General features: G+C 71.0%; 12 protein-coding genes and 1 pseudogene. 2 read left to right on the top strand and 11 right to left on the bottom strand.

Features of this window, described 5'->3' with window-relative positions; all coding sequences use genetic code 11:
• Positions 1-56: 56 nt before the first annotated feature.
• The 11 genes from HNV26_RS13195 to infC all read right to left on the bottom strand — a co-directional run bounded on the left by HNV26_RS13195 (position 57) and on the right by infC (position 19,618).
• Entirely contained in the window at positions 57-788 is a 732-nt protein-coding gene (locus HNV26_RS13195; protein WP_366816860.1) for a hypothetical protein, read from the bottom strand.
• 53 nt (positions 789-841) lie between these two features.
• Positions 842-2,614 (bottom strand): hypothetical protein, encoded by a 1,773-nt coding sequence (locus HNV26_RS13190; RefSeq protein WP_171444566.1) that lies wholly within the window; start codon positions 2,612-2,614, stop codon positions 842-844.
• A gap of 40 nt (positions 2,615-2,654) precedes the next feature.
• Entirely contained in the window at positions 2,655-4,577 is a 1,923-nt protein-coding gene (locus HNV26_RS13185) for a HEAT repeat domain-containing protein (protein WP_171444565.1), read from the bottom strand.
• 111 nt (positions 4,578-4,688) lie between these two features.
• The gene (locus HNV26_RS13180; RefSeq protein ID WP_253816528.1) at positions 4,689-6,869 is read right to left on the bottom strand and encodes a hypothetical protein; all 2,181 of its coding nucleotides are present in this window, start codon (positions 6,867-6,869) and stop codon (positions 4,689-4,691) included.
• A gap of 213 nt (positions 6,870-7,082) precedes the next feature.
• Positions 7,083-8,402: a trypsin-like serine protease gene (locus tag HNV26_RS13175; RefSeq protein ID WP_171444563.1), complete on the bottom strand. Its 1,320-nt coding sequence runs from the start codon at positions 8,400-8,402 to the stop codon at positions 7,083-7,085.
• A 138-nt stretch (positions 8,403-8,540) separates the two neighbouring features.
• A complete protein-coding gene (locus HNV26_RS13170; protein ID WP_171444562.1) occupies positions 8,541-10,751 on the bottom strand; it encodes a hypothetical protein in 2,211 nt (736 codons plus the stop codon).
• 3 nt (positions 10,752-10,754) lie between these two features.
• Complete coding sequence (locus tag HNV26_RS13165) at positions 10,755-15,473, bottom strand: alpha-2-macroglobulin family protein (protein WP_171444561.1); 4,719 nt, start codon at positions 15,471-15,473, stop codon at positions 10,755-10,757.
• Positions 15,470-17,038, bottom strand: coding sequence for a hypothetical protein (locus HNV26_RS13160; protein ID WP_171444560.1), 1,569 nt, complete (start codon positions 17,036-17,038; stop codon positions 15,470-15,472). The genes HNV26_RS13165 and HNV26_RS13160 overlap by 4 nt, the downstream gene beginning before the upstream one ends.
• Positions 17,035-17,703: a DUF1175 family protein gene (locus HNV26_RS13155; RefSeq protein ID WP_171444559.1), complete on the bottom strand. Its 669-nt coding sequence runs from the start codon at positions 17,701-17,703 to the stop codon at positions 17,035-17,037. The genes HNV26_RS13160 and HNV26_RS13155 overlap by 4 nt, the downstream gene beginning before the upstream one ends.
• Positions 17,704-17,732: 29 nt before the next feature.
• Entirely contained in the window at positions 17,733-18,629 is an 897-nt protein-coding gene (locus tag HNV26_RS13150) for a DUF2135 domain-containing protein (protein ID WP_171444558.1), read from the bottom strand.
• 242 nt (positions 18,630-18,871) lie between these two features.
• A complete protein-coding gene (gene infC, locus HNV26_RS13145; protein WP_171444568.1) occupies positions 18,872-19,618 on the bottom strand; it encodes a translation initiation factor IF-3 in 747 nt (248 codons plus the stop codon).
• Between the two features lie 499 nt (positions 19,619-20,117).
• On the opposite strand from infC, the gene HNV26_RS13140 reads away from it, so the two are divergent.
• Positions 20,118-20,732: a DUF938 domain-containing protein gene (locus HNV26_RS13140; protein ID WP_171444557.1), complete on the top strand. Its 615-nt coding sequence runs from the start codon at positions 20,118-20,120 to the stop codon at positions 20,730-20,732.
• Positions 20,733-20,863: 131 nt separating this feature from the next.
• Positions 20,864-21,163: pseudogene (locus tag HNV26_RS13135) on the top strand (TonB family protein); the annotation flags it as partial.

Genomic DNA, 21,163 nt, shown 5'->3' with positions numbered 1-21,163 from the left:
CACGGGGCGGAGCGTCCCCCTCCGCGCGCTCCGCCCCGCATCCGTCCCCGCTCGCCTCAGGGCGTGCAGGCGCCGTGCGTCACGCTGGTGCACGGGTCGCTGGCGCCACACCGCGTCCAGCGCGCGCAGCGAAGCGCGTTGTAGTCCTCGAATGCCTGCACGCTCGTGGTGCGCCGGCCCTGGCTCTGCGACTCCAGGCACAGCTCGTAGTCGGTGATGGGCGTGTCGGGGATTTCATAGACGCTCTCATCCGCGGCCAACATCCCGCTGGCACCGGCGCACTGGAGCGCGTTCGCTGGCGAGCTCGCGCGGACCTCCACCACGCGCCGGGCGCACAGGTTCATGTCCTGGATACCCACCGTGTACACCGAGCCATTCGGGTCGCAGGTGTGCGCCGCCACGGACTGGCAACTCCCGCTGACACACACGGCGTTCGCGCGGCAGAACTGGCTGTTCCCCGACGAAACACAGCACGCCTCGCCCACTTCGCCGCAGTTGCGGCAGCGCTCGCCCGCGGCCTCCATGACACACGTCAACGTGCCACTGCAGGACGTGGTGCCCGCGTTGACGCAGCAAGCGCCGCCTTCGTTGCCACACGGCTCACACGTGCCGCTGCGGCAGACGAGCCCCGCGTTGCAGCTGGCGGAGTCCGTCCTGCAGGCACAGCCGTTGGTTCCATACTGGCTGGGGGAACACGACGATGAGCTGCTCTGGCAACCACCGCAGCCCGCCAGGAGGGCCATGAACACCATCATCAGCCCCCGAAGAAGGGGAAGGTTCGATTTCACGAGGAAGGTCCTTGTTTGTGGATGAGTGGAAGTCGCGCTGACCGGAATGCGGCTCACGGGCTCAGCACCAGGTGGACGCGCTGGCCCTGTCCATCCAGGGCCTGCACCAGCACGCTGAAGTCGTCGGCGAGCGCGAGCGCCCTCAGGACGCGGTAGCCGGCCTTCTTCAGCTCCTCCGGCAGCACCTCATCCAACAGCGTGGCCGTCTTCCCATCGGGCGAGGCGAGGAAGGGCACCTGCGTCTTGCCGTCCTCGGCGGTGGCGGTCCCCAGCACCCAGCCTCCGTCGTTGATGGCCACGGCCTTCGCGGACACGGCGCCCTTGGGCATCGGCAGCCACCGGGCCTCCTCCTGCCGCGACCAGATGAAAGGACGGGGGCGCTTGTCCGAATCGAGCGCGGTGCCCACGAACACCCCCACGTCGTTCAGCGCGGTGACCTCGGATTCATTGTCCAGCAACACCTGCACGTCCTTGCCGTAGACGCGCGCGGCGCGGAGCCCCTTCTCCGTCTCCAGCGTCACCGCCACCTCCCCCAGCGCGTTGAAGAGGACACGGCTCGGGAGCAGCTCGGACAGGCCGGGGTGCTTCGCGGGCCCCACCTCGTCCACGCGGTAGATGCTCTTGCCGTCGTTCGGGTCACGCACCAGCAGCGTGCCGTGTGCGTTGGCCGTCACGGCCTCCCAGCCTTCCAGCCACTGCTCCGCGCCCGCCTTCACGTCCTCCGAACGGAGCAGGAACGCGTTGGGGCCCTTGGAGGTGTATGCCGTGCCGAAGATGTCTCCCGTCGAGTTGACGCCCGCCACGCGCGCCTGCTTCACGCCGAGCACCTCGTTCAGCCAGTACGTCTCGCCCTTTCCCGTCAGCAGGACGTCCGACTCCGCCTCCTTGTGCCGGGCAATCACCGCCCCACCGTTGAGCAGGTGCGCGGGGGCGTAGAGCGAATCGATGAAGTACCAGCGCACGAAGGGGAAGACATGCACCAGGCACGGGCGCACGCCCACCTTCACGCTCTTCCGGACGCCGCCCGACGCGCCGTAGACGACGGTGGGGCCCGTCCAGTAGGGCGGCAGGCGCAGCGTGAAGCGCGCGGAGCGATGGCCCTCGGGGACGCGCACGGGCAGCACGCCCACGCTCGCATCCACGCTCATCAGGTCCACCAGGATGCCCCCAGTGGGCGCGGGGCTGCTGAGCACCACGTCGCCGGACAACTCGCTGGGCCCCGAGGACGGGCAACGGCTGCTGGGGGTGACGACCGCCATCGACGACAGCCGGGGACGCGGGACGCCGCCATACGCGACGAACTGCTTCACCTGGACGTCCTCCGTGAAGTCGATGTCGAAGATGAAGGTCTTGTAGCCGCTCACCTTCGCGCTGGAGCCAGGAGCGAGGGTCAGCTCCACGTTGTGGGGGCAGGCGGCGCTGTCACAGAAGGGGTCATCCGCGCCACGCACCTGCCGGGCGTAGGCCTTGAGCGTCCCCCGCACACGCGTCACGTAGGTGGAGTCCCCCAGGTTGTAGCGGCTGGGCAAGGTGTCATCGAAGGTCCAGGTGATGACGTTGCCGGAGCGCGAACCATACATGTGCAGCACCAGGTCCGAGTTGAGACCGAACTGCCGCGCCGGCACGTTGAGGTTCAGCGTGTTCGCCGCCTTCGGCAGCAGCCAGTAGCCGGTGGCGTAGTCATTGCCTTTCACGCGGATGCGCGCGGCGTTGAGCCGGATGTTCGTGCCGCGCCACACGTCGTCCACGACGTCCGCGTGGGCGGCCTGCGCCAGGAAGAAGCCAAGCAGGGCCAGGGGCAACAGCCCGTTGAGACTGCGTTTCATGAGGACCTCGACTGCGGTGGGTGGGTTGAAGCGAAGGGGCTCAGCCGCCGCGGCTGGCCGAGGCCTGGGCCATCAGCGCCATGACGCGGGCCCGGGTGGCGGGCTGCTGGCCGGGACGGACCGAGAGGGCCTGGAGCATCCGGAGGACGGCGGCGCTGTCGTCCATGCGGGGGGTGAGGACGTTGAGCAGCGCGGCCTCGGCCCCCGGCGCCAGATGCCCCGCCACGACCCAGCCGCTCAGGCGCTCCAGCTCGGGTGCGCCCAGGGTGCGCGCATTCAGCGCGTCCAGCAGCGCGCCTTGCACGGCACGCGCTGGCTCGGACATCAGCGCGTCCAGCAACATGCGCGTGGCGGCCTCCTGGGGCGCGGTGCGCAAGGCCCCCGCGGCGGCGGAGCGCACCTCGGGCGCCTCGTCACGCAAGTGGGGCGACGCCAGGTCCATGACGCGCGCCGTGCCGCTGTTGCCCAGCGCGCGCAGGGAGTGCTCCAGCGACTCGGCGTTGTCCGCGCGCGCCAAGGCGTCCTCCAGCGGGCGCAGGAACTCGGCCACCTCCGGGCTGCCCGCGGGCAGGCGGGAGACGACGGCGCCCAGGGCGTAGGCGGACGCGCGCTCGGCGCCGACGTCACCGGCGGTCCGGGCCTCCGTGTTCATCCGCGCCAGCAGCCGGCCCGTCTCGGGCTCCGGCTCGCGGAGGAGGCCCGCGCGCTGCACCATCAGCCCATGCGCGCCGGCATGCTCGCGGGCCTCCGGGGAGACCATCAGCTCGCGCAGCGTGGCCTGGGCCTCGGCGTGACCCGCGCCGGCCAGCAGGTCGAGCATCAGCTCGCGCATCGCGGGAGACCTGCCCTTCTGGAGGAACAGCTGCCCCAGCTCACCGGCCCGGTGGGGCTCCAGCTCGAGCGCGGCGATGGCCCGCCGCGCGAAGGTGCCCAGCTCGGGGATGGCGCCGGGGTCGGTGGCGGACGCCAGCACCTGGAGCGCCGCGTCCACCGTCATGCCGTCGGCCTGGCTGGTCTTCAGCGCCAGCGCCTCGTCGCCCTCGAAAGCCACCTGCGACGGCGCGCGGACAATGGGCTTGTCCTCCGTGGCCGGCGGCAGCGGCTTCTGCTGACGCGTGGAGAACGCGAGGCGCAGGCGGACGCGCCGCGACATCAGCGAGCGGCCATCGGTGTGCGTGGCATCCAGGATTTCGTCGTGGGACACCCCGGCCAGGAAGCCCTCCGGGTCCCGGTCGAAGTGCGTGAGGGAGCTCAGCGACTGCCGGAAGGATGGCGCCGTGGCGGCGGCCCGCAGGGATTGGTAGCGCGCGCGGCGGCGCGTCAGGCGCGCGGCCTCGCCGTCGAACTGGAAGCGCGCCTCCACCTCGCCCGTCTGCGTGGACTCGACGGCGCTCCACTCGGCGGCGTCGCGCAGCTCCGTGGGGAACAACTCCGCCGCCAGCGTCTGCGCGACCTGGCGGAACAGGGGCGGCTCCGCGTCGGAGAAGCGGACGGCCACGAGCGCGCCCCGGGCGTCCAGCTCCAGCCACGCCGAAGCCGTCTGGGGCAGGTGCGCCTGCACGGCCGCGGCGTCGGGGAAGAGCGCCTGGCCGGAGAGCGTCGCGTCGTGCCGGTCCAGCCGCTTCACCGCCAGCCGCACGCGCGCCCCCTTCGCGCGGACCTCCAGGGCCTGGAGCGTCAGCTCACCCTCCAGGCTCAGCGTGCCATCCATCGTCTGGGGCGCCTCCCCCTGCTGCGGAACGGGGAGCGCCACGCGCTGCAGGTCGTTCCAGACGAAGTGGTACGTGCGCTCCTCCCCCACGGTCCACCGGTAGAGCGGCAGCCGGGAGGCGCTCACGGGCGCGGCGGCCGCAACGGCTTCCGGCGCGGCGGGGTGGAAGTAGGACCAGACGGGCACCGCGCCCACGAACAGCAGGGTGGTGGTCAGCGCGGCCGTGCGGACGGCGAGCCTCGATCGACGCATGAAGGACTCCAGACAGATGAGGGAGAAGCGCCGCCGCGGCGGCGGATGGGCACACCGCGGCGGCGAGGAGCCCCCGGCTCGCGTCAGGCACGGGCCAGGGGGTGCGGCGGACTAGTAGACGCGGACCAGCGGCAGCGACCTGGTCTCGTTGTAGACGTTCCAGGTGTTGCCGAAGCCGCTCCAGCTCGCGATGGTCGTCTCTCCCTTCAGGAAGAGCAGCTCACCGAAGAGCTTGATGCTGCCGTCCAGGAAGCGCAGCTCGATGTCGAGCTTCGACGACGCCCGCAGGAACAGCGTGTTCGGGTTCGTCGGGTGCGAGGGCGAGCTCAGGTAGAGGCCGATGTCGCCGTAGAGCGGCACGTTGACGCGGGCGATGACCAGCTCGCCCCTCACGCCCACCTGGAGGCCCGGAACCCCGATGCCCACGGACGCGAAGCCCTTGACCGAGGCGAACGGGGTGATGGTCCCGTACAGGTCCACGCCCAGCAGGTCTTCGGCGCAGTTGCGGGTGACGGCGCCGCCAATGTTCATCTTCACGCCCGCCTCCGCGGACAGGCCGCCCTGCACGGTGACGGGGACGAACACGACGACGAAGGTCGTGGAGGCCTTCGCGGCGTCACTGTCGAAGACGGGCTTGCCCTCATAGAAGGTGAAGCGCAGCGGGTAGTGCTTGTCGTGGCTGTAGAGGGAGGTGCCCAGCACGCGCGCATCCAGCTTGAGGCGGACGCCATTGCCTTCCGTGCCTGCCTCGCCGCTCACGTGCGCCACCTCATGCCGGGTGGGACCGAACACGTTCGCATAGGCGTTGAACTCGCCGTAGAGCCGCACGTCGCTGTCACACCATGCGCCCAGGGACTTGTTGTGCAGGCCCGAGCCCGGCTGGACGTACTCCCAGCCGGCCACGTAGTCGTAGCCACCACCGAAGGTGTCGCCGCCCGCGTAGCCGCTGTCGCTGGCCTCTCCCCCGTGCCGCACCGCGCCCGTGGAGGGGTTCGTCGGCTCGTTCAGCGCGTGGATGTGGGCGCCGTAGATGGCGAGGTACTGCGCCAGCAACGACGAGGAGAGCGTGTAGTCCTTCAGGTCCAGGCCCTTCACCTTGAGCTTGTCCGCGTTGCGCACGAAGCTCTCCGGACCGAAGTCGTTGCCCGTCAGGAAGAGGCACGCCTGCAGGTCGGCCTCGCGGCGCGGGGCCATGGCGGCCTCCAGCATCGTCTTGTACCGGCGGGGGCTCCAGTCACACACCGTGGGGCCCTGGGTGTCGAGGCAGCCATCCTTCTGCGCCTTGATCAGCGACTCCTCGATGGCCTGGTCCAACCCGTACAGCCGCTCCGCGGTCAGCTTGTCCAGCTCCACCGTCTGGTGGTCTCGCGAGCGGAGGACCTTCGAGGCCTGCGCCCACTCCGCGTAGACGGCGTCGCGCTGACGCAGCAGCGCGGTGAAGGACTCCTGCTCCACCTGGTAGTGGTTGAGCACGTCATCCGCGATGTGGCTGAACTGCTCGGCCTGCTTCTGGTGCCAATCGTCCGACGGAGCGACCCAGTTGCGCGCCTCCAGGTTGTTGGCCAGCTGCGCCGCCTCGGACTTGAAGACATAGCCGTCGGTGCCCTTCGGGTAACGGCCGGGCGTGAAGCGGAAGTACGCGTTCTTCGCCGTGCGCTGCTCGTCCCAGATGGGCGCCAGCTTCTCCTGGTCCCGGCTGTAGAGCACGCGGTGCGCGATGCCCTCCTTGCCGAAGGCGCCGTTGAAGAAGGCGCGGGAGTCGTCGCCGTACCGGCCCGCCTGCCGCTCGAAGCGGCTGAAGTCGAGGTACTTCTCGTCAACGAACTCCTGGCAGGACGTCACCTGGGCGCCGTCCTTCTCCCAGCTCCGAATCCGAGACAGGTAGGCCTGCTCCTCCTTCGTCAGGTTCTCCAGGCCCTTGCGGTAGAGAATCTGCCCCTTGAGCACCTGCCCCATGATGCTCTGGTCCATGCCCTGGAAGCGCGTGTGCTTCGGGACGTGGGGCGCGTAGGCCACCGTGTCCACCCCGCCCCCCAACTCCTCGGGCAGCAGCGCCACGCGCTTGGGAGCAGCCTCCCAACCGGCCTTCCACTCCGACTCCACGACCCCCTGGCAGTACGCGTCGTGGACGCTGCCGCAGCTGCTGGCGCGGTAGTCGACATCCACGCACTGCTGCAACGTGGGTTTGGGACAGTCCTGCGCGAAGCTCGCGGGCGCGGCCAGCACCGTCGCGGACAAGCCCGCCCAACGCAGCTGGCGGCGTAGCTGTTTCGTGTGTTTCCGCTGATTCATGTAACGCGTCGTCCTTGTTGAGGGACCGGCTCCGGGCTCGGCCCGGCGGAGGCCCAGAGCACGGCACGTGCCGGAGGCGCTCCACCCGCGCTCCAGAGGGAGGCCACGGGGAACGCGAGGACACGCGGGCAACAAGGTGAGGCGAGGTGTTGTCTGCGAAGCTACGAGCGCGGGTGGCGGCAGGGCCACCCGCGCCCTCACATCAAAGCAGTGCTACTGGATGGAGTAGGCCACCGTGCCGCTGCAGCTGCCGCTGGAGTAGCAGCCGGCGCGCATCTGGTACGTGCCCGCCGCGGGCGCGGTGAAGGACACGTAGGACAGCCGGCTGCAGGCGTCGTCGTTGGCCGCCACCTGGGTGTTCGTCGCCGTGTTGTACAGGCGCAGGTAGGTGTCGCCCGTGCCCGTGGCCTGCGGCAGCGTGCAGGTGCCGAAGGACAGCGTCTGGCCAGCCGCCAGCGTCACGCTGACGTTGGTGGTGTTCTGCTGCGCGCTGTTGGTGTTGGTCGCGGAGAAGGTGAACGTCTTGACCGGCGGCGGAGGAGGCGGCTCGGTGGTGCCGCACAGGCGCATGCTGCCCGCGACGGCGCAGTACGCGTCGATGGCGGGACGCACGTAGGTGATGGACTCGCCACCGCAGCCCGTGTCGGTGCACTGGTTCACGACGTTGCAGCTGCCCTGGCTGACGTAGTCCGTCACGCCCCGGACCAGGATGCCGGCCACGGTGACGTTGTTGTTCTCGTACACGCCCGAGCCCGAGTTGCCACCGAAGGTGTCGGTGTTGGCGACGAAGTAGTCCAGCGTGCCGGCGCGGGCGTCTCGCACCCAGCCGCCGTCGTCAATCTTGAACGGGATGCCGCTGCCGGAACCAATCACGGACACGCCCGTGTTCAGCGGCAGGGCGGTGTTGCCCGGGCGGATGGGCGCCGGCTCGAAGCGCGGCGTGGCGGGGCGGTCCAGCCGGACGACGGCGAAGTCCAGGTTGCGGCCGTTCACCGTACCCTGCTGACGCGCGACGATGGACTGGCAGGAGAAGATGTCAGCCGTGGTCACCGTCTGCAGCGTCGTCGCCGACGTGCGGTAGAAGTTGAAGACGAAGCGCGTGTTGGTGCAGGCGGACGCGCTGGTGATGCAGTGCCCCGCGGTGAGCACCAGGTCATCATCGATGAGCGTCCCCGAGCAGAAGGCCGGCGTCGGGTCATTCAGGAAGCGCTGCGTGGAGCAGAGGTTGTAGGCGCTCTGCAGCGTGCTGGCGTTGAAGGTGACGTTGTTGGGATTGGAGGCATTGAAGTCCGACGGGCTCATCAACGCCACGGTGGACTTCTCCGCCCGGGTCCGCAGCACGGACGCCGGATAGGCATAGACGTCCGTGCGGTGGTCCGTGCCATAGACAACGGGGTTCTCCTGCGAACCCGTCTCTGGGGACTGCTCACCGGAGGGCGCTCCTTCGGGCGCCGGGCCGCAGGCCGCGACAGAGAGGGTACACAACAGCGCGCCGAACAGCTTTCTGCGAGAGGCGGTACGGGTGATGCGCATGGGCGACCACTCCTAACGATGAGTGCCCGCCGGGAAAGACGGGCAAAGCCACTCTACGCCCGGTCCTGACACAATTTCATGCAATTCAGTTTTAAGCGGATTAATCAGGCAGACGTATCGAAATTTTCCTGTCTATCTTCACTGTCCGTATGCGTCATGGAGTATCACGTCGCTACTCGAACCCGCGACCTTGGCGGCTTCGACATCCAGGCCCTCGCCATGGCCTCGGCCGCGGCCCTCGAACATCAGTGATTCACCATGGAATGACGCGGTGCGAGGGCACGACGGCAGCTTCAAACCCGAGCGCAGCACGTCACACGGCACCGAGCGCGCGGTGTCGAACGTCGCGTCGCCATCTGTCTCCGCGCGCAGGTAGTGCACCCGCCCCGCCTTGAAGTGCAGCGACACCAGCCCGCGCCCCAACAGCCGCTCCACCTCCGCGCGGGGCCGCGCCTGCCGCCAGGGCTCCTCCCCGCCCTGGGAGAAGGTCAGCCACTTGCGCCACTTCAGCGGCGCCAGTCCCAGGGCCTTCGTGTCCTCGGACCGCACGCGCACGGTGCCGCGGAAGGCCTGACAGTGCGTGGTGTCACAGACGGGGCGCCCCGGGTGACGGCTGTGGCCATGTTGCTCGTTGTGGGCCACCACCCGCGCCAGCGCCACGCGAGCCTCGCCCGTCAGCGTCACGTCCTCGGCGGACACCACGCCCGCCGCGTATTGCAGGCGCGTGGTGCGGAAGACGAAGTCGGAGCCGCGTCGCGCCTTCATGGCGCTGGGGGTGGTGGGAACGCCCGGCGGCGGCCGGTACGGCGGCGGCTCGGAGGTGATGAAGACCCCCGCATAGTCGCGGCCCTCGCCGGGGCCACCGGGAAAGCGCACGCGCCAGGGCGCGCCCAGACACACGGCCGCGCCACGCTGGGTGAGGGAGGCCAGGGGTGCCCAGGTCTCCGCGCCCGCGCGCGGCACACCCTCCACCAGCGCGAACCCCGCGCCGGAGCACCGCGCCTCGACGTCCCCCGGTGGAAGCAGCCCCAGCACCTGCACGCGCGCGGCCTCCAGGCCCGCCTGCTTGCGCGCGCGCGCCAGCGCCTTGGGCACTTCGTCCGCGAACTGGCGGGGCATGGCGCCGGGCCGCACCACCACCGCCACCAGGTCCGGGTCCACGGCGGCAATCCAACCGAACTGGGGACGGCTCGCCGCGTCTCGCACGGTGCCCGTCTTGGTCGCCACGCCCACCAGTGACTTCGACGCGGGCAACTCCGCCAGCGTGCCGCGCGCGGCGTTGTCCGCCAGCAGCGCCACCACCTCCGGCCGGGCCTCCGCCAGCAGCCGGTACGCCTGCGCCACGCCCCAGGGCGACACGGCCAACGTGGAGCGAAGCCCCGTCGCCTCCGCCATGTCCTCCGGCAGGCCCGTCAGTCCCACCGAGGCCAGCACCGGCCCCCACGCGCCGAAGGCCCGGGGCGCCGAACCCCGCGCCTCCCAGTCCAGGAAGTAGCCGTTGCACGAACGCAGCAGCGCGGTGCGCGCGTCCACCTTCGCCGGCAACCCCGCGCCGCAGACCCACTCCGGTACGCCCGGGCGCGGTGGCAGCGTCGGGTGCTCCGCGCCCGCCGCGTACAGGAAGGGCTTGAGCACCGAGCCGTACGGCAGCGCGCGCCGCACGTCGCCCTCCGACAGCAACACCTCTCCCGAATGGCGGCTCACCACCACCGTCGCGGGCCGGGCCTCGCGCACGCCCACGCCCGCCAGCTCGTCGATGGACAGCGGCGACGCCCACCGCGCGCCGTCCTGGCACTGCCGGAGCCTGCGCGACAGCGCCGGCGGAAAGCCCGGGGACTCGTTCAGCAGCCGCGCCAGCGCGCGGCGGGCCCTGGGCGTGTCCACCTCCGGCGCCCCGGCCAGCACCGACGCCGCGCGGGACAACGACAGATAGGGCCCCTCCTTCCACGAGGGCAGCTCGCCACTCACCGCCACGGAGAAGGCTTCGTGGAAGAGGCGGTCCTCGCTGGACTGGGGACACGCCCACCACAGGAGCTGGTGTGCCAGCTCGTGCCGGAGCGCCAGCCGTAGCCGCTCATCCAGCACACCCGGCGTGTTCTGCCGAAGCTCCACCAGCCCCGGGCGCCCCTGGCCGTTGCGCTGGGGCGTCAGCGCCGCGCCCTTCTGGAGGACGATGGAGGCCGGGGGCTTCGCCGGCGCGCCTCCGGCCTCCTGGACGTAACGCGCCTCCAGCGCCGTCCAGGCGGCCTCGGCCTCGCGGCGCAGCCCGGCCTCGGGCGTCACGTCGCCGCGAGTGATGAAGGTGGGGGTGGCCGCCAGCAGCACGGCCACCGTGACGGCCAACCCCATGGACTACAGGTCGCTCAGGTGCTTCTTGGAGGGCACCACCTTCAGCGAGTCCGCGGCCGTCCGCCCGTGGATGCTGGCGGCGTACATGTCCTCGATGTGCGCGGGCGGCGCGGAGAAGGTGCCGGCGAACTGCGCGCGCAGCACGTAACCCACGGTGCGTGGGCTGTCGCTCCACCAGGCCGGCTCCTCGAAGAAGAACGTCGCCCGCTCCGGGTTGAGCACGCGGCGCTTGAGCGCCTCGGGCACCAGCGGCAGCGAGTGCGGCGGCCCCCGGAAGGCCTTGTCCTCCTGGAGCGGCACGAAGCCCGCGGGCACCGCGTCCTCCACCACGTAGTACGCCGAGCGCACGCGGTTGTCGCCGCGCGCGTCCAGCGTCAGCTCCACGTAGACCTCTTCACCCTGGGACACGGTGTCACCCGCGCCCAGCCGCACCTTCCCGCCCTCGCGCAGCACGTAGTAGGCGCGCTGGATGGACATGCCCTCCGCCTTCGGCTGCACGGCGGACAGCGGCGTGCGCGTGGTGGCGCGCAGCGTGGCCACGCCGTCGAAGCCGCCCACGTCCACGGTGCGCGTGCCCGGCGCCAGCACCGCCACCAGGCCCAGGCCGCGCGGGGCGAACTTCACCGGCGTCTTCACGCCCTTCACCTCGGGCGCCTTCATGCCCTGCATCGCCTTCGCGTCGCGCTCCAGCAGCCACAGCGAGTGCAGCAGCGTGGTGCTCCGGTCGAAGGTGGACAGGTCAGGCTCGGACAGCAGCTCCAGGATGCGGCGGCGCGCGCGGGTGATGTCCAGCGTGCCGAACGAGGCCGCATGCGCGGCGATGGCCGTCATGCCCACGCGCCGCAGCGGGAAGCGGAAGAAGGCCTCCGACTGCTCCAGCGACTGGCCCGGCGTCAGGGCGGCCAGCGTGGCGTAGCCCTGCGCGCTGCGCGCGACCAGCGCGTTGATTTGAGTCTGGAGCGCGGGCTCCTTGATGATGCCAGCCTTCTCCGCGGCCAGCACCGCCAGGGCCAGCGGGTACAAGTCCCCGCCCTCCGCGCCCTGCACCAGCGCCCGCACGCGCGCGGCCTGCTTGGAGCCCTCCAGCCGCGCCAGCACGTAGGCGCGCGTGGCGTCGTACTCGGGCGGCAGGCCCTCCTGCGCCTCCAGCCAGCGGGCGCTCTCCACCAGGCGCGGGTCGGCGCGGTCCACCAGCCCCGCCTCGGCCGCGTAGGCCAGACCATCCAGCGCGATGAGCGTCTGCGGCAGGCTCGGCGTCTCATAGCCACCGAACCAGGTGAAACCGCCACCCTTCACCGACATATCGAGGATGCGCGCGGTGCCCTGCACGGAGCGGCTGCGCGCCTCCGCCAGCAGCGCCTGCGTGTCCGTGTCCAGCTTCGCCAGCGCGCCCGCCTTCTGGAGCACCTGGTACACCGCCACGTTGGGCACTGTGGTGGACACCAACTGCTCCAGGCAGCCGTAGGGGTACGTGAGCAGCTCGCGCACGTTGGACAGCGCCGCGTCGACGATGGACGGCTGGAGCACCAGCTCCACGCGCGCCAGCGTCGCCTCCTGCGGCGCGGGCACCTCCAGCGCGCCGCCGCCCCAGGCGCTCACCTTCACCTCGTCCTCCACCGCCGCCGGGCCCACGTCGAAGCGCTTGAGGTCCCTCAGCGAGTCCTTGCCGCCCGCCACATTCACGGTGAGCTGCGCGGCGCCCGTGGACGCGGCCTTCAGCGTCAGCGGCACCACCTGCTCACCGCCCTTCGCCAGCTCCACCTTGTACTCGAACTGGTCCGCCTTCAGCGCGCCCAGCGACGCCAGCCTCACGTCCAGCAGCTGGCTGGCCGGCGACTTCTCCCCCGCCGACAGGCGCACCGAGGCGACCGCCTCGTCGCCTTCACGGAGGAACTGCGGCAGCGCGGCGTAGAGGTTGAGGCCGCCGCGCGTGGCGAACTCGGAGGTGCCCTCGCCGAAGCGGCCGGAAGTGTCCGCCGCCACCGCCGTCACCACCCACAGCGTCTGGTTGGAGGGCAGCGTGAAGCGCACCGTGGCGCGGCCATCCCGGTCCGTCACCACCGCCGGGTCCCAGTGCGCGGTGTCGCGCTCCAGGTCCTTCGTCTGGCGGCTGGGCGGCTTGATGGAGGCGAAGGCGTGGTCCGGCAGCCCCGCCATCTTCCGCGCCAGCGCCTCGCCGTAGCCGTAGCCCTGGAACTCCGACGAGAAGAAGTTGGACACGTTGTTGCGCGCCGGCGGGTAGAAGAAGTCCAGCACCTTGGGCCGGAACTCGCTCTGGATGGCGTAGACGGCCTTGTCCACCACGCCCACGGACAGCTGCGCCACCACGCCGCGGCCCTCGTGGTCCACCACGCGCACGTCGATGCTCTGCTCGGTGAGCGGCGTGGCCTCCGCGCGGCGGGGCTGCAGCTCCACCGTGAGGGTGCGCTCGCGCGGAATCACCCGGAAGGCCACCGTGCGCTCCTCCCAGCGGCCGGTGGCCGTGGGGTACGCGACGGACGCGTACACCGCGCTGCCGAAGCGCTTCTCCACGTTGAAGCTGTGCACCAGCGTGCGGCCCGTCAGCTCCACCACCTGCGTGTCGTAGAGCGAGGCGCCCGACAGCGTCACCCACACCGGGCCCGCGTCACGGCCACCCGAACCCCAACTGTCAGGCATCAGCGCCACCAGCTTCGCGGTGTCGCCCGGCGCCAGCGTCCCGGACAGCGAGGCCAGCGTCAGGTTGGGCACGCGCGCCACCGGCTCGTCCGCGCCGCCGATGACGAGCAGCGACTCCTCGCCCTGCCACGCCTCCCCGTTCTTGTCCTTCACCACCACGCGCGCCAGCACGGTGCCCACGTCCGAGGTGGGGACCTTCTCGCGGTGCGTGCCATCCGCCGTCGTGGAGAAGGAGCGCTTGCCCAGGCTCTTCTCCGAGCCATCCGCCTTGCGCAGCACGAACTCCACCTCGCCCTGCGTCACGCCATAGGGCTTGCCCGACAGCGTGGTGGCGCGAATCGCCAGCGTCGCGTCGCCGCTCTTGGCCACCACCGCGTCGGAGTAGCGCGCCAGGCCCAGCACGTCCACCTTCGACAGGAAGAAGGCGGACGTGGCGTTGGCGAAGGTCTCCTGGTCATCGCGCGCGCGCACGGTGAGCGAGTACCGGTACGGCAGCCGCTCCTCGCCCGCGGCCAGCGCCGGCACGGCCACCTCGATTTCAGCCTCGCCGTTGGCGTCGAAGGCGCTGGCGCTGGACCACGGGTCCTCATACGCGCCGCGCGCCTCCACGGAGGAGTACAGCCGCTCCGGCACGCTCAGCTTGCCCTCCGTGCTGGAGGCGCTGCCGTACGTCACGTCGCTGCCCTGGCCGCCCTTGCCCGCGTCATCCACCCAGGCGGGCGCGTCCAGCAGGCTGCGGTAGAGGAACACCTCGTACTTCGTGGCGTCGGGCGTGCCACCGGCATAGCGGCGGGCGCGCACCTTCGCGCGCAGCGTCTGACCGGGCACCACCGTCTCCGACGCGGGCTCCATCTCCAGGTAGAACGTCGGCTTCACGTAGTCCTGCACGCGGGCCTCGCCCTGGTGCGGGTGCCCGTCCACCTCCGCCTCCACGCGCAGCACGCCGGTGCCCAGGTCGTCCGGCACCTTCAGCGTGCCGTGGAAGGCGCCGAACTCGTCCACCGAGGCGCGCGTGGTGAGCGCGCGGCCCTCCTGCGAGACGAGCTTCACCTGCACCTGGCGCTTCTTTGGCGTGAAGAGGCGCGCCAGGAAGGTGTCCGGCTGGCGCACCACGCCGCGGAACTTCACCTCGTGGCCCGGCTTGTAGATGGGCCGGTCGCTGTAGATGAACACGTCCGGCGCCACCGCCAGCGCGGAGTAGAAGTCCGTGTCGACAATGGCCGTGTCCCCGCCCGCCGTCGCCGTAGCGATGACGCGCGGCTCCGACACCTCCAGCGTCACCTCGCCCTTCGCGTTCGTCTTCCCCACGGGGCCCTTGCCCTTGGGCAGGTACACCTGCACCTCGGCGCCCTCGCGCGGCTTCTGGTCCCGGCCCGCCACGCGCACCAGCACCTGGCCATCCGTCTGCTTAAGCTGCACCGTCAAGTCACTGACGACCAGCACCACCTGTCCCTCCACGCGGCCCTGCACCAACTGGAGCACGTAGGTGCCCGCGGGCAGCGGCGCCAGCGTGACGCGGCGCTCCTGGAAGCCGCTGGGGCCACTGGCGTTGAAGCCGGGGACGTTGAAGTCCCGCTCGGCGCCGCCCAGGTCCAGGTTCAGCCACTGGCTGCGCGTCACCGTGAAGCCGGGCGGCACGCCCACCAGGCGCTCCGGTCCCTCGGCCACCTTGGCCAGCGGCTCGCCGGAGCCCGACGCTTGCGGCGCACGGGGCAGCACCTCTCCCACCTCGTCGCGGAAGGCGGGGTTGAGCGTGTCGAGCAGGAACATGCCCGGCGTGCGCACCGCGTTGAAGCCACGGCTGAGCGCGCGGCCCGGGTTCTTCAGCGTGGGCGGCGTCTGGTACGCGCGACGCAAATCTCCCTGGGCGCGGATGAAGGCGTCCAGGTTCTCCGGCTTGAGGACGCGCAGCTCGACGGGGCCCTTGTCCTCGAAGGCGACGTCCACCGCCACCGGCTCCTGGGTGCCATAGGAGCGCGGGACGGTGATGTAGAGCGGCTTGGCCAGGGCCACGCCGGACAGCATGAGCGCGGACAGGGCCGCCAGTCGGATGAGGCACTTCATGACCCGAAACCTCCAGGAACCAGCGAATCGCCCTGCACGGTGCCGCGCAGGCCCAGGTACGGCAGCGACTCCAGGTCGCTCCGCGCCGCTTCGATTTCCGGGGGCGTCGCGCTCGGCATGGGCGCGTTGCGGCTGACCCGGAACTCGGACAGGTAACCATCCATGGTGAGCCCGCTGAGCAGCCGGCCCGTGTTCACCCCGAACGCCACCGAGGTGGGCGCGCGCAGCCCCGCCACCACCGGGCCCGCGGCGTTGAGCATGTTGGGCTGCTGACCCGCGCACGCCTTGCGCAGGCGCTCCAGCTCCGCGTCGTTGGACGCCAGCACCACGTGGTTGCAGTGGGTGCCGCGCACCAGCCGGTTGTAGCCACCGGAGAACAGGCCCTCCAGCGCGGCCGCGTCGTCGGTGCGGCCCCACAGCACGGCCAACTCCACGGGCAGCCTCGCATCACCGCGCGGCGTCCACACCAGCGCCACCTGACGCGTGCGCGTGGGGCCCTTGCCGCCGCCCTTCGCCCAGTAGGCCTTGAGCGTCTCGGGGTCCAACGACTCCGGCAGCTTGAGCTGGAAGGCCAGCAACACCGGCGTGTCCTCCGGCACCAGCTTCAGCAGGTCGTCGGACAGGGGCGCGGCGTCCAGGCGCGCGGGGCCGTCCAGCAGCTCGCCCGCGATGCCCCGGCCCACCAGCCGTCCCGCCTCCACGCCGAACTGGAGCCGCGTGCCCGGGGCCAGCCCCACCACGCTCGACAAGAGCTGCACCTCGCGGCCGTAGGCCTCCGCGTCGTAGCCCAGCTCCACGTCCACGCCGTCCTTCGCCTTCAACTCCGGCAGCTCCGCGCACAGGCCGTGGAGCACCGCCACCGGGTGGCGCGCGAGCACCAGCCTGTCCTTGAGCCGGCCCGCCCACAGCGTCTGCTCCGCCACCAGCCAGCGCTTCATCTCGAAGGTACCTTCCGAGCCGCCGCCCGGGCAGTGCGGCGCCGTCATGCCGCCGCGGCTGGCCACGCCGTCCAGCGCCTCGTACGCGGACGTCGCGGCGCGGCCCGGCTTGGGGAGGATGAAGGCCGGCGTGCTGGAGCGCGCGTCACCGGCGAACCACGTCACGCGGAAGGGCGCGTCCAACAACTGCCCCGCGAAGAGGTCCAGCACCGCGCCCTTGAAGCCCGCCCGGAGGTCCTCACCGGTGGAGCCGAAGAAGGCGGCCCACGCACCGATGAAGCCCTGGCCCAGCGGCTTCTGGAGCTGGTCGCGCAGCCACACGTTGGCCGCCAGCGCATCCCGCACCTTGCCCGGGTGGTGCACGTCCACCCAGAGGGCGGAAGGCGCGGCCGTGCCGGGCACCTCCAGCGCCGTCATCGCGGGCTCGGGCAGGCCTTCCACGCCGGCGCCCGCGCTCGGCGGGCCCTTGCGCTCGCCACCGAGCAGGTTCGTGACCGTGCCACCGCCGTCGCCGGACTGCCCGCTGCGCCGGCCCAGGAAGAAGGCTCCGGCCACGGCGCCGCCCACGAGGACGGTAACCACGCCGATGAGCAGCGCCTTGGGCGGGCCACTCTTGGGAGACGTCATGACATCCACTCCTTGAAACGGAAGAAGCCGAGGAAGGAAGCGTTCTGCGGCACCGGGCGCCACTCCAGCGGCGCCTCGGTGGCCAGGTGGTGGAGGACGCCAGTACGCACCGCGGCGCCCTTCTCCCCCGGGTGGTAGACGACGCGCGCGGGCGCATGGGCCCGGTCCTCCGGGCGCACCACCAGCATCAGATGGAAGATGGGGCCCGCGTCCTGCTCCTGGCGAAAGGCGAGCAGGTCGCCGGTGCGCAGCGACTCGCGGGTGGCGTCGTCACGGCCCAGGAACTGGAAGCTGTGCTGGAGCAGCACCTCCGCATCCGCGAAGTCGGACGGGCGGCCCCGGCCGTCACGCCACAGCGGCGTGGACAGGCGCTCCGCGGCGATCTGCTTGTACGCGGAACGGAAGGCGAAGCGGATGAGGCCCGCGCAGTCACGCTGGTCCGGATGCCACGCGACGTCCTGCTTGCGGACCTGGGCCAGCGCCACGCGCGCCACCCACCGGCGGAGCAGCACGTCGCGCGCCTCGGGCACCGTGGAGTCCTCGGCACCGTGCGGCTTCGCGTCCGGTGCCGACGGCGCCGGCACGGGCGGCCGCACCCCGACCGTCCCGTTCGCCAGAAGCGCGGGCGCATGGAGCAGCAGGAGCACGGGAAGGACGCGGCGCATGGACGTGGAGACCCCGGACGACAGAGGCGTCAGTACTCACCCTCGCCGCCGCCATCCCCATTGGACTGGAGCGCCTTGAGGGCCTCATCCAGGTTCTTCGGCCACGCGGCGTGCGTCGGACGCGGGTCCTGCGAGGGCACGAACACCTCGGCCTGCCCATCCCCGAGCACGTTCACCCAGGCCAGCACGCGGGTGGTGCCCGGCGTGGCCAGGGGGATGCGCACCATGCGGCGAATCTCGTTCGGCGTGCCTTCGAAGAGCGACAGGTTCAGCGTGGCCACGGTGTGGGCCTTGTCACCGCTGGGCCAGTAGTTGGTGGCCACCAGGTACACGCCCTTGGGCGGCGCGCGGTGGATGTAGAGGTACGGGCCATACGCGGGCTGGTCGAAGTCACCGCCCTGCGAGTTGAGGAAGAAGGTGCCACCGGAGGGGCTCGCGGTGTCGGCCCAGTACACGTGCGCCATCTTCCGCACGTCCAGCGTGCCGTCCTTGGCGCTGGCGTCGGTGGGCTCGTACAGGTGCAGGTCGGTGTAGACGCCGTCGGTGTCGCTGGTGAGCACCACCTTGAAGGGCACCGGCGGAATCTGCGCGTAGCTGGTGGCCTGCGCGCGCACGGTGCCGGCCTGGTTGGTGGCCATCACCGTGACGACATTCTTTCCGCTGGCGGCGGGGAACTTGCGGCTGAAGCGCCCGCGGTACGTGCGCATCAGGTAGCGGTCGCCGTTGATGGACACCACCACCGGGTCAATGGTGGTGTCGCTGACGGTGCCCTCGATGAGCATCATCCGGTCCACCGTCCATCCACCCGACGGCGCGGACAGGGTGACGACAGGGAGCGTCTTGCCCTTGCCAATGGGTACGCCCTGTTGACGGGGATTGGATGCGGGCGTCTGCGCCAGCAGCACGGCGAGGAGGACAGGCAGCATCACGCGTCCTTGATGAAAGGAGGTCCGCGAGCGTTCGCGGGCGGACAGACTGCGGCAGCAGTACCCTCCTTTTCAAGTCGCCTGCCAGCCGCTCGGACGGCCGTTCCCTGGCAAGCCACGCCGGACCTGTGGGCGGCGAGCCACGCCTGGCTGCCTGCCCGTGTGGCGGCGGCCACACTTTCCCGCTTTCGAGAGGCGCCGCACGCGGTGGGAACCCAGACCCACCGCGTGGCGGCAATCCCTCAGGACGCCGTCGGGCTCTGCGCCTCGGCTGCTGCCGGCGCGGCCTGCGCTTCCTTCTTCTCCTCGTCCGCTCCCTCAACCTCAGCCTTCTCCCCAGCGCCACTGCTGGCGCCGGCCGGCTTGCCCGCACCCGGGGCTCCCGGAGGAGGCGTCCGCTTGGCGGCGGTGGCGGCCTGACGAACCAGCTCGCGGGCCTTCTGCGCCACCTTCGGCGTGGGCGCGAGGATCATGAACATCAGACGCCCTTCCATCCGGGGCATCTGCTCCACGACGGCCACGTCCTTCAGGTCCTTGGCCACGTCGTCGAGGATGGCCGTGCCCTGCTCCTTGTGCGTGATTTCACGCCCACGGAACTGGATGACGACCTTCGCCTTGTTCCCGTCCTCGATGAACCGGCGGGTATTGCGGACCTTGAAGTCGTAGTCGTGCTCTTCCGTCTTCGGACGGAGCTTCACTTCCTTGAGCAGGACCGTGACCTGGGCACGCTTCGCTTCCGAGGCCTTCTTCTTCTCCTCGTACTTGAACTTGCCGTAGTCCATGATCTTGCAGACCGGAGGACTGGCCATGGGGCTGATTTCAACGAGGTCCAGCCCCTCGGTCCGGGCGCGGTCCAGGGCCGCCTCGAGAGGCATGACCCCGAGCTGGCTACCGTCAGACCCGACGACGCGGACCTCACGGGCACGGATGCGACGATTGGTTCTCTGGTCGCGGCTCCCGCCGCGGCTGCTTCTCTGTTCGCGAATGATGGTGACTCTCCTCCGAATTGGGTTTCAGGCCTGCCCACCCAAAGGTGTGGCAGGCAGGTCCGCGACAACAAGGGACCGTACACACATGTGAAGCGCCCCGCCCTGCTTGGGACCCACGCCTGGCAGTGTAACCCGCGGGCGCAGGAGTACATCCCAGTGCCCGCTCGCCCGGCAGGAAGGGGAGCCCTGGGTGAACTTTCCTCTTTGGGAGACGCTAACGCCAGAGATAACGCCCGACCCGTCCACCTGCCGTGGAACCATGCCCCCAATGTACCCCTCAGGGGCCACCTGAGGGTGCCCCCCCTGCTCGGCCCGGGGGGCTGGGATTTGCCGGGTGGGAAACAAACGGGCGTGGACGGAACGTTTCTTCCAGCCCGGACCCGGAGTCACGGCAGGCGTCCCACGCCCCGCCCACTCACCTCCCGGGGCGGCGCGCGGGTCGTCCACTGGCGGGGGGCGGCGCTCGCCCGGAACGCGGCGGATGTGCGAAACCCGGGGGATGAAGCGTCATGCCCCGGCCACGGAACGCAATCGCGAGCCCCTGCTCGCTGTCCTCCGCGAAGTCCTCCCCGCCTCCGGCAGGGTGCTGGAGGTGGCCAGCGGCACCGGCCAACACGCGGCCTGGTTCGCCCGAGCCCTCCCCCACCTCGTCTGGCAGCCCACCGACGTGGACGCGGAGTCGCTGGAGAGCATCGAAGCGTGGCGCACCGAGGAAGGCCCGCCCAACCTGCTGCCTCCGCGCCGGCTCGACGCGAGCGCGGAGTCCTGGCCGGAGATGGCCGCGGACGTCATCCTCAACGTGAACATGATTCACATCGCCCCCTGGACGGCCTGCCAGGGCTTGATGCGGGGCGCGGGCCGGGTGCTGCCTCCCGGCGGGCTGCTCGTCCTGTATGGCCCCTACTTCATCGAGGGCCGCGAGACGGCCCCCAGCAACCTGGAGTTCGACGCCTCCCTCCGCGCCAGGAACCCGGCGTGGGGCGTGAGGTCGCTGGAGGCCGTCACCGCCGAGGCCGCCCTGCATGGCCTGGAGCGCGAGCGCGTGGTGGACATGCCTAGCAACAACCTCACCGTGGTCTTCCGCAAACCCCGCCCTCCGGTGTCTCCGCCCTGAAGGCCGCCCGACACCGCGCCGGCTGAGTGCGGACCGCCGCACACGCCCGCGGCCCAGGAACCCTTCACGCCCGACATGCACGCCACTACCCCCATCCCGTGGCGAGACGCGGGCGGGAGAGGGGGCACACCATGCCGGACGCACCAGCGAAGGCCCGCCCGCCAGAGGGCGTTCTGTTCGCCTCGGCCTTCCGTGGCCACGAGACAGGGCCCCGGAGCCGTCAACGCACGCTGATGCTGGTCCTGGCCGTCATCGGTCTGCACGCCGCGGCGCTCATCGGCGCGGCCTCTTTCTGGCACGGCACGCCGCGACGGCTCGAAGGCGAAACCACCCAGGGAGAAGTCCTGGTGCTCCGCCTGACCGCCCTGCCACCTCCAGCACCGGAGGGGGACGTCACCGGGCCAGCCCCCGCGCCCCTTCGGCCCCGGACC

Origin of the sequence: Myxococcus xanthus (assembly GCF_013116825.1) — a bacterium.
GTDB lineage: Bacteria > Myxococcota > Myxococcia > Myxococcales > Myxococcaceae > Myxococcus > Myxococcus xanthus_B.
This window is presented reverse-complemented; position numbering and strand designations above follow the sequence as displayed.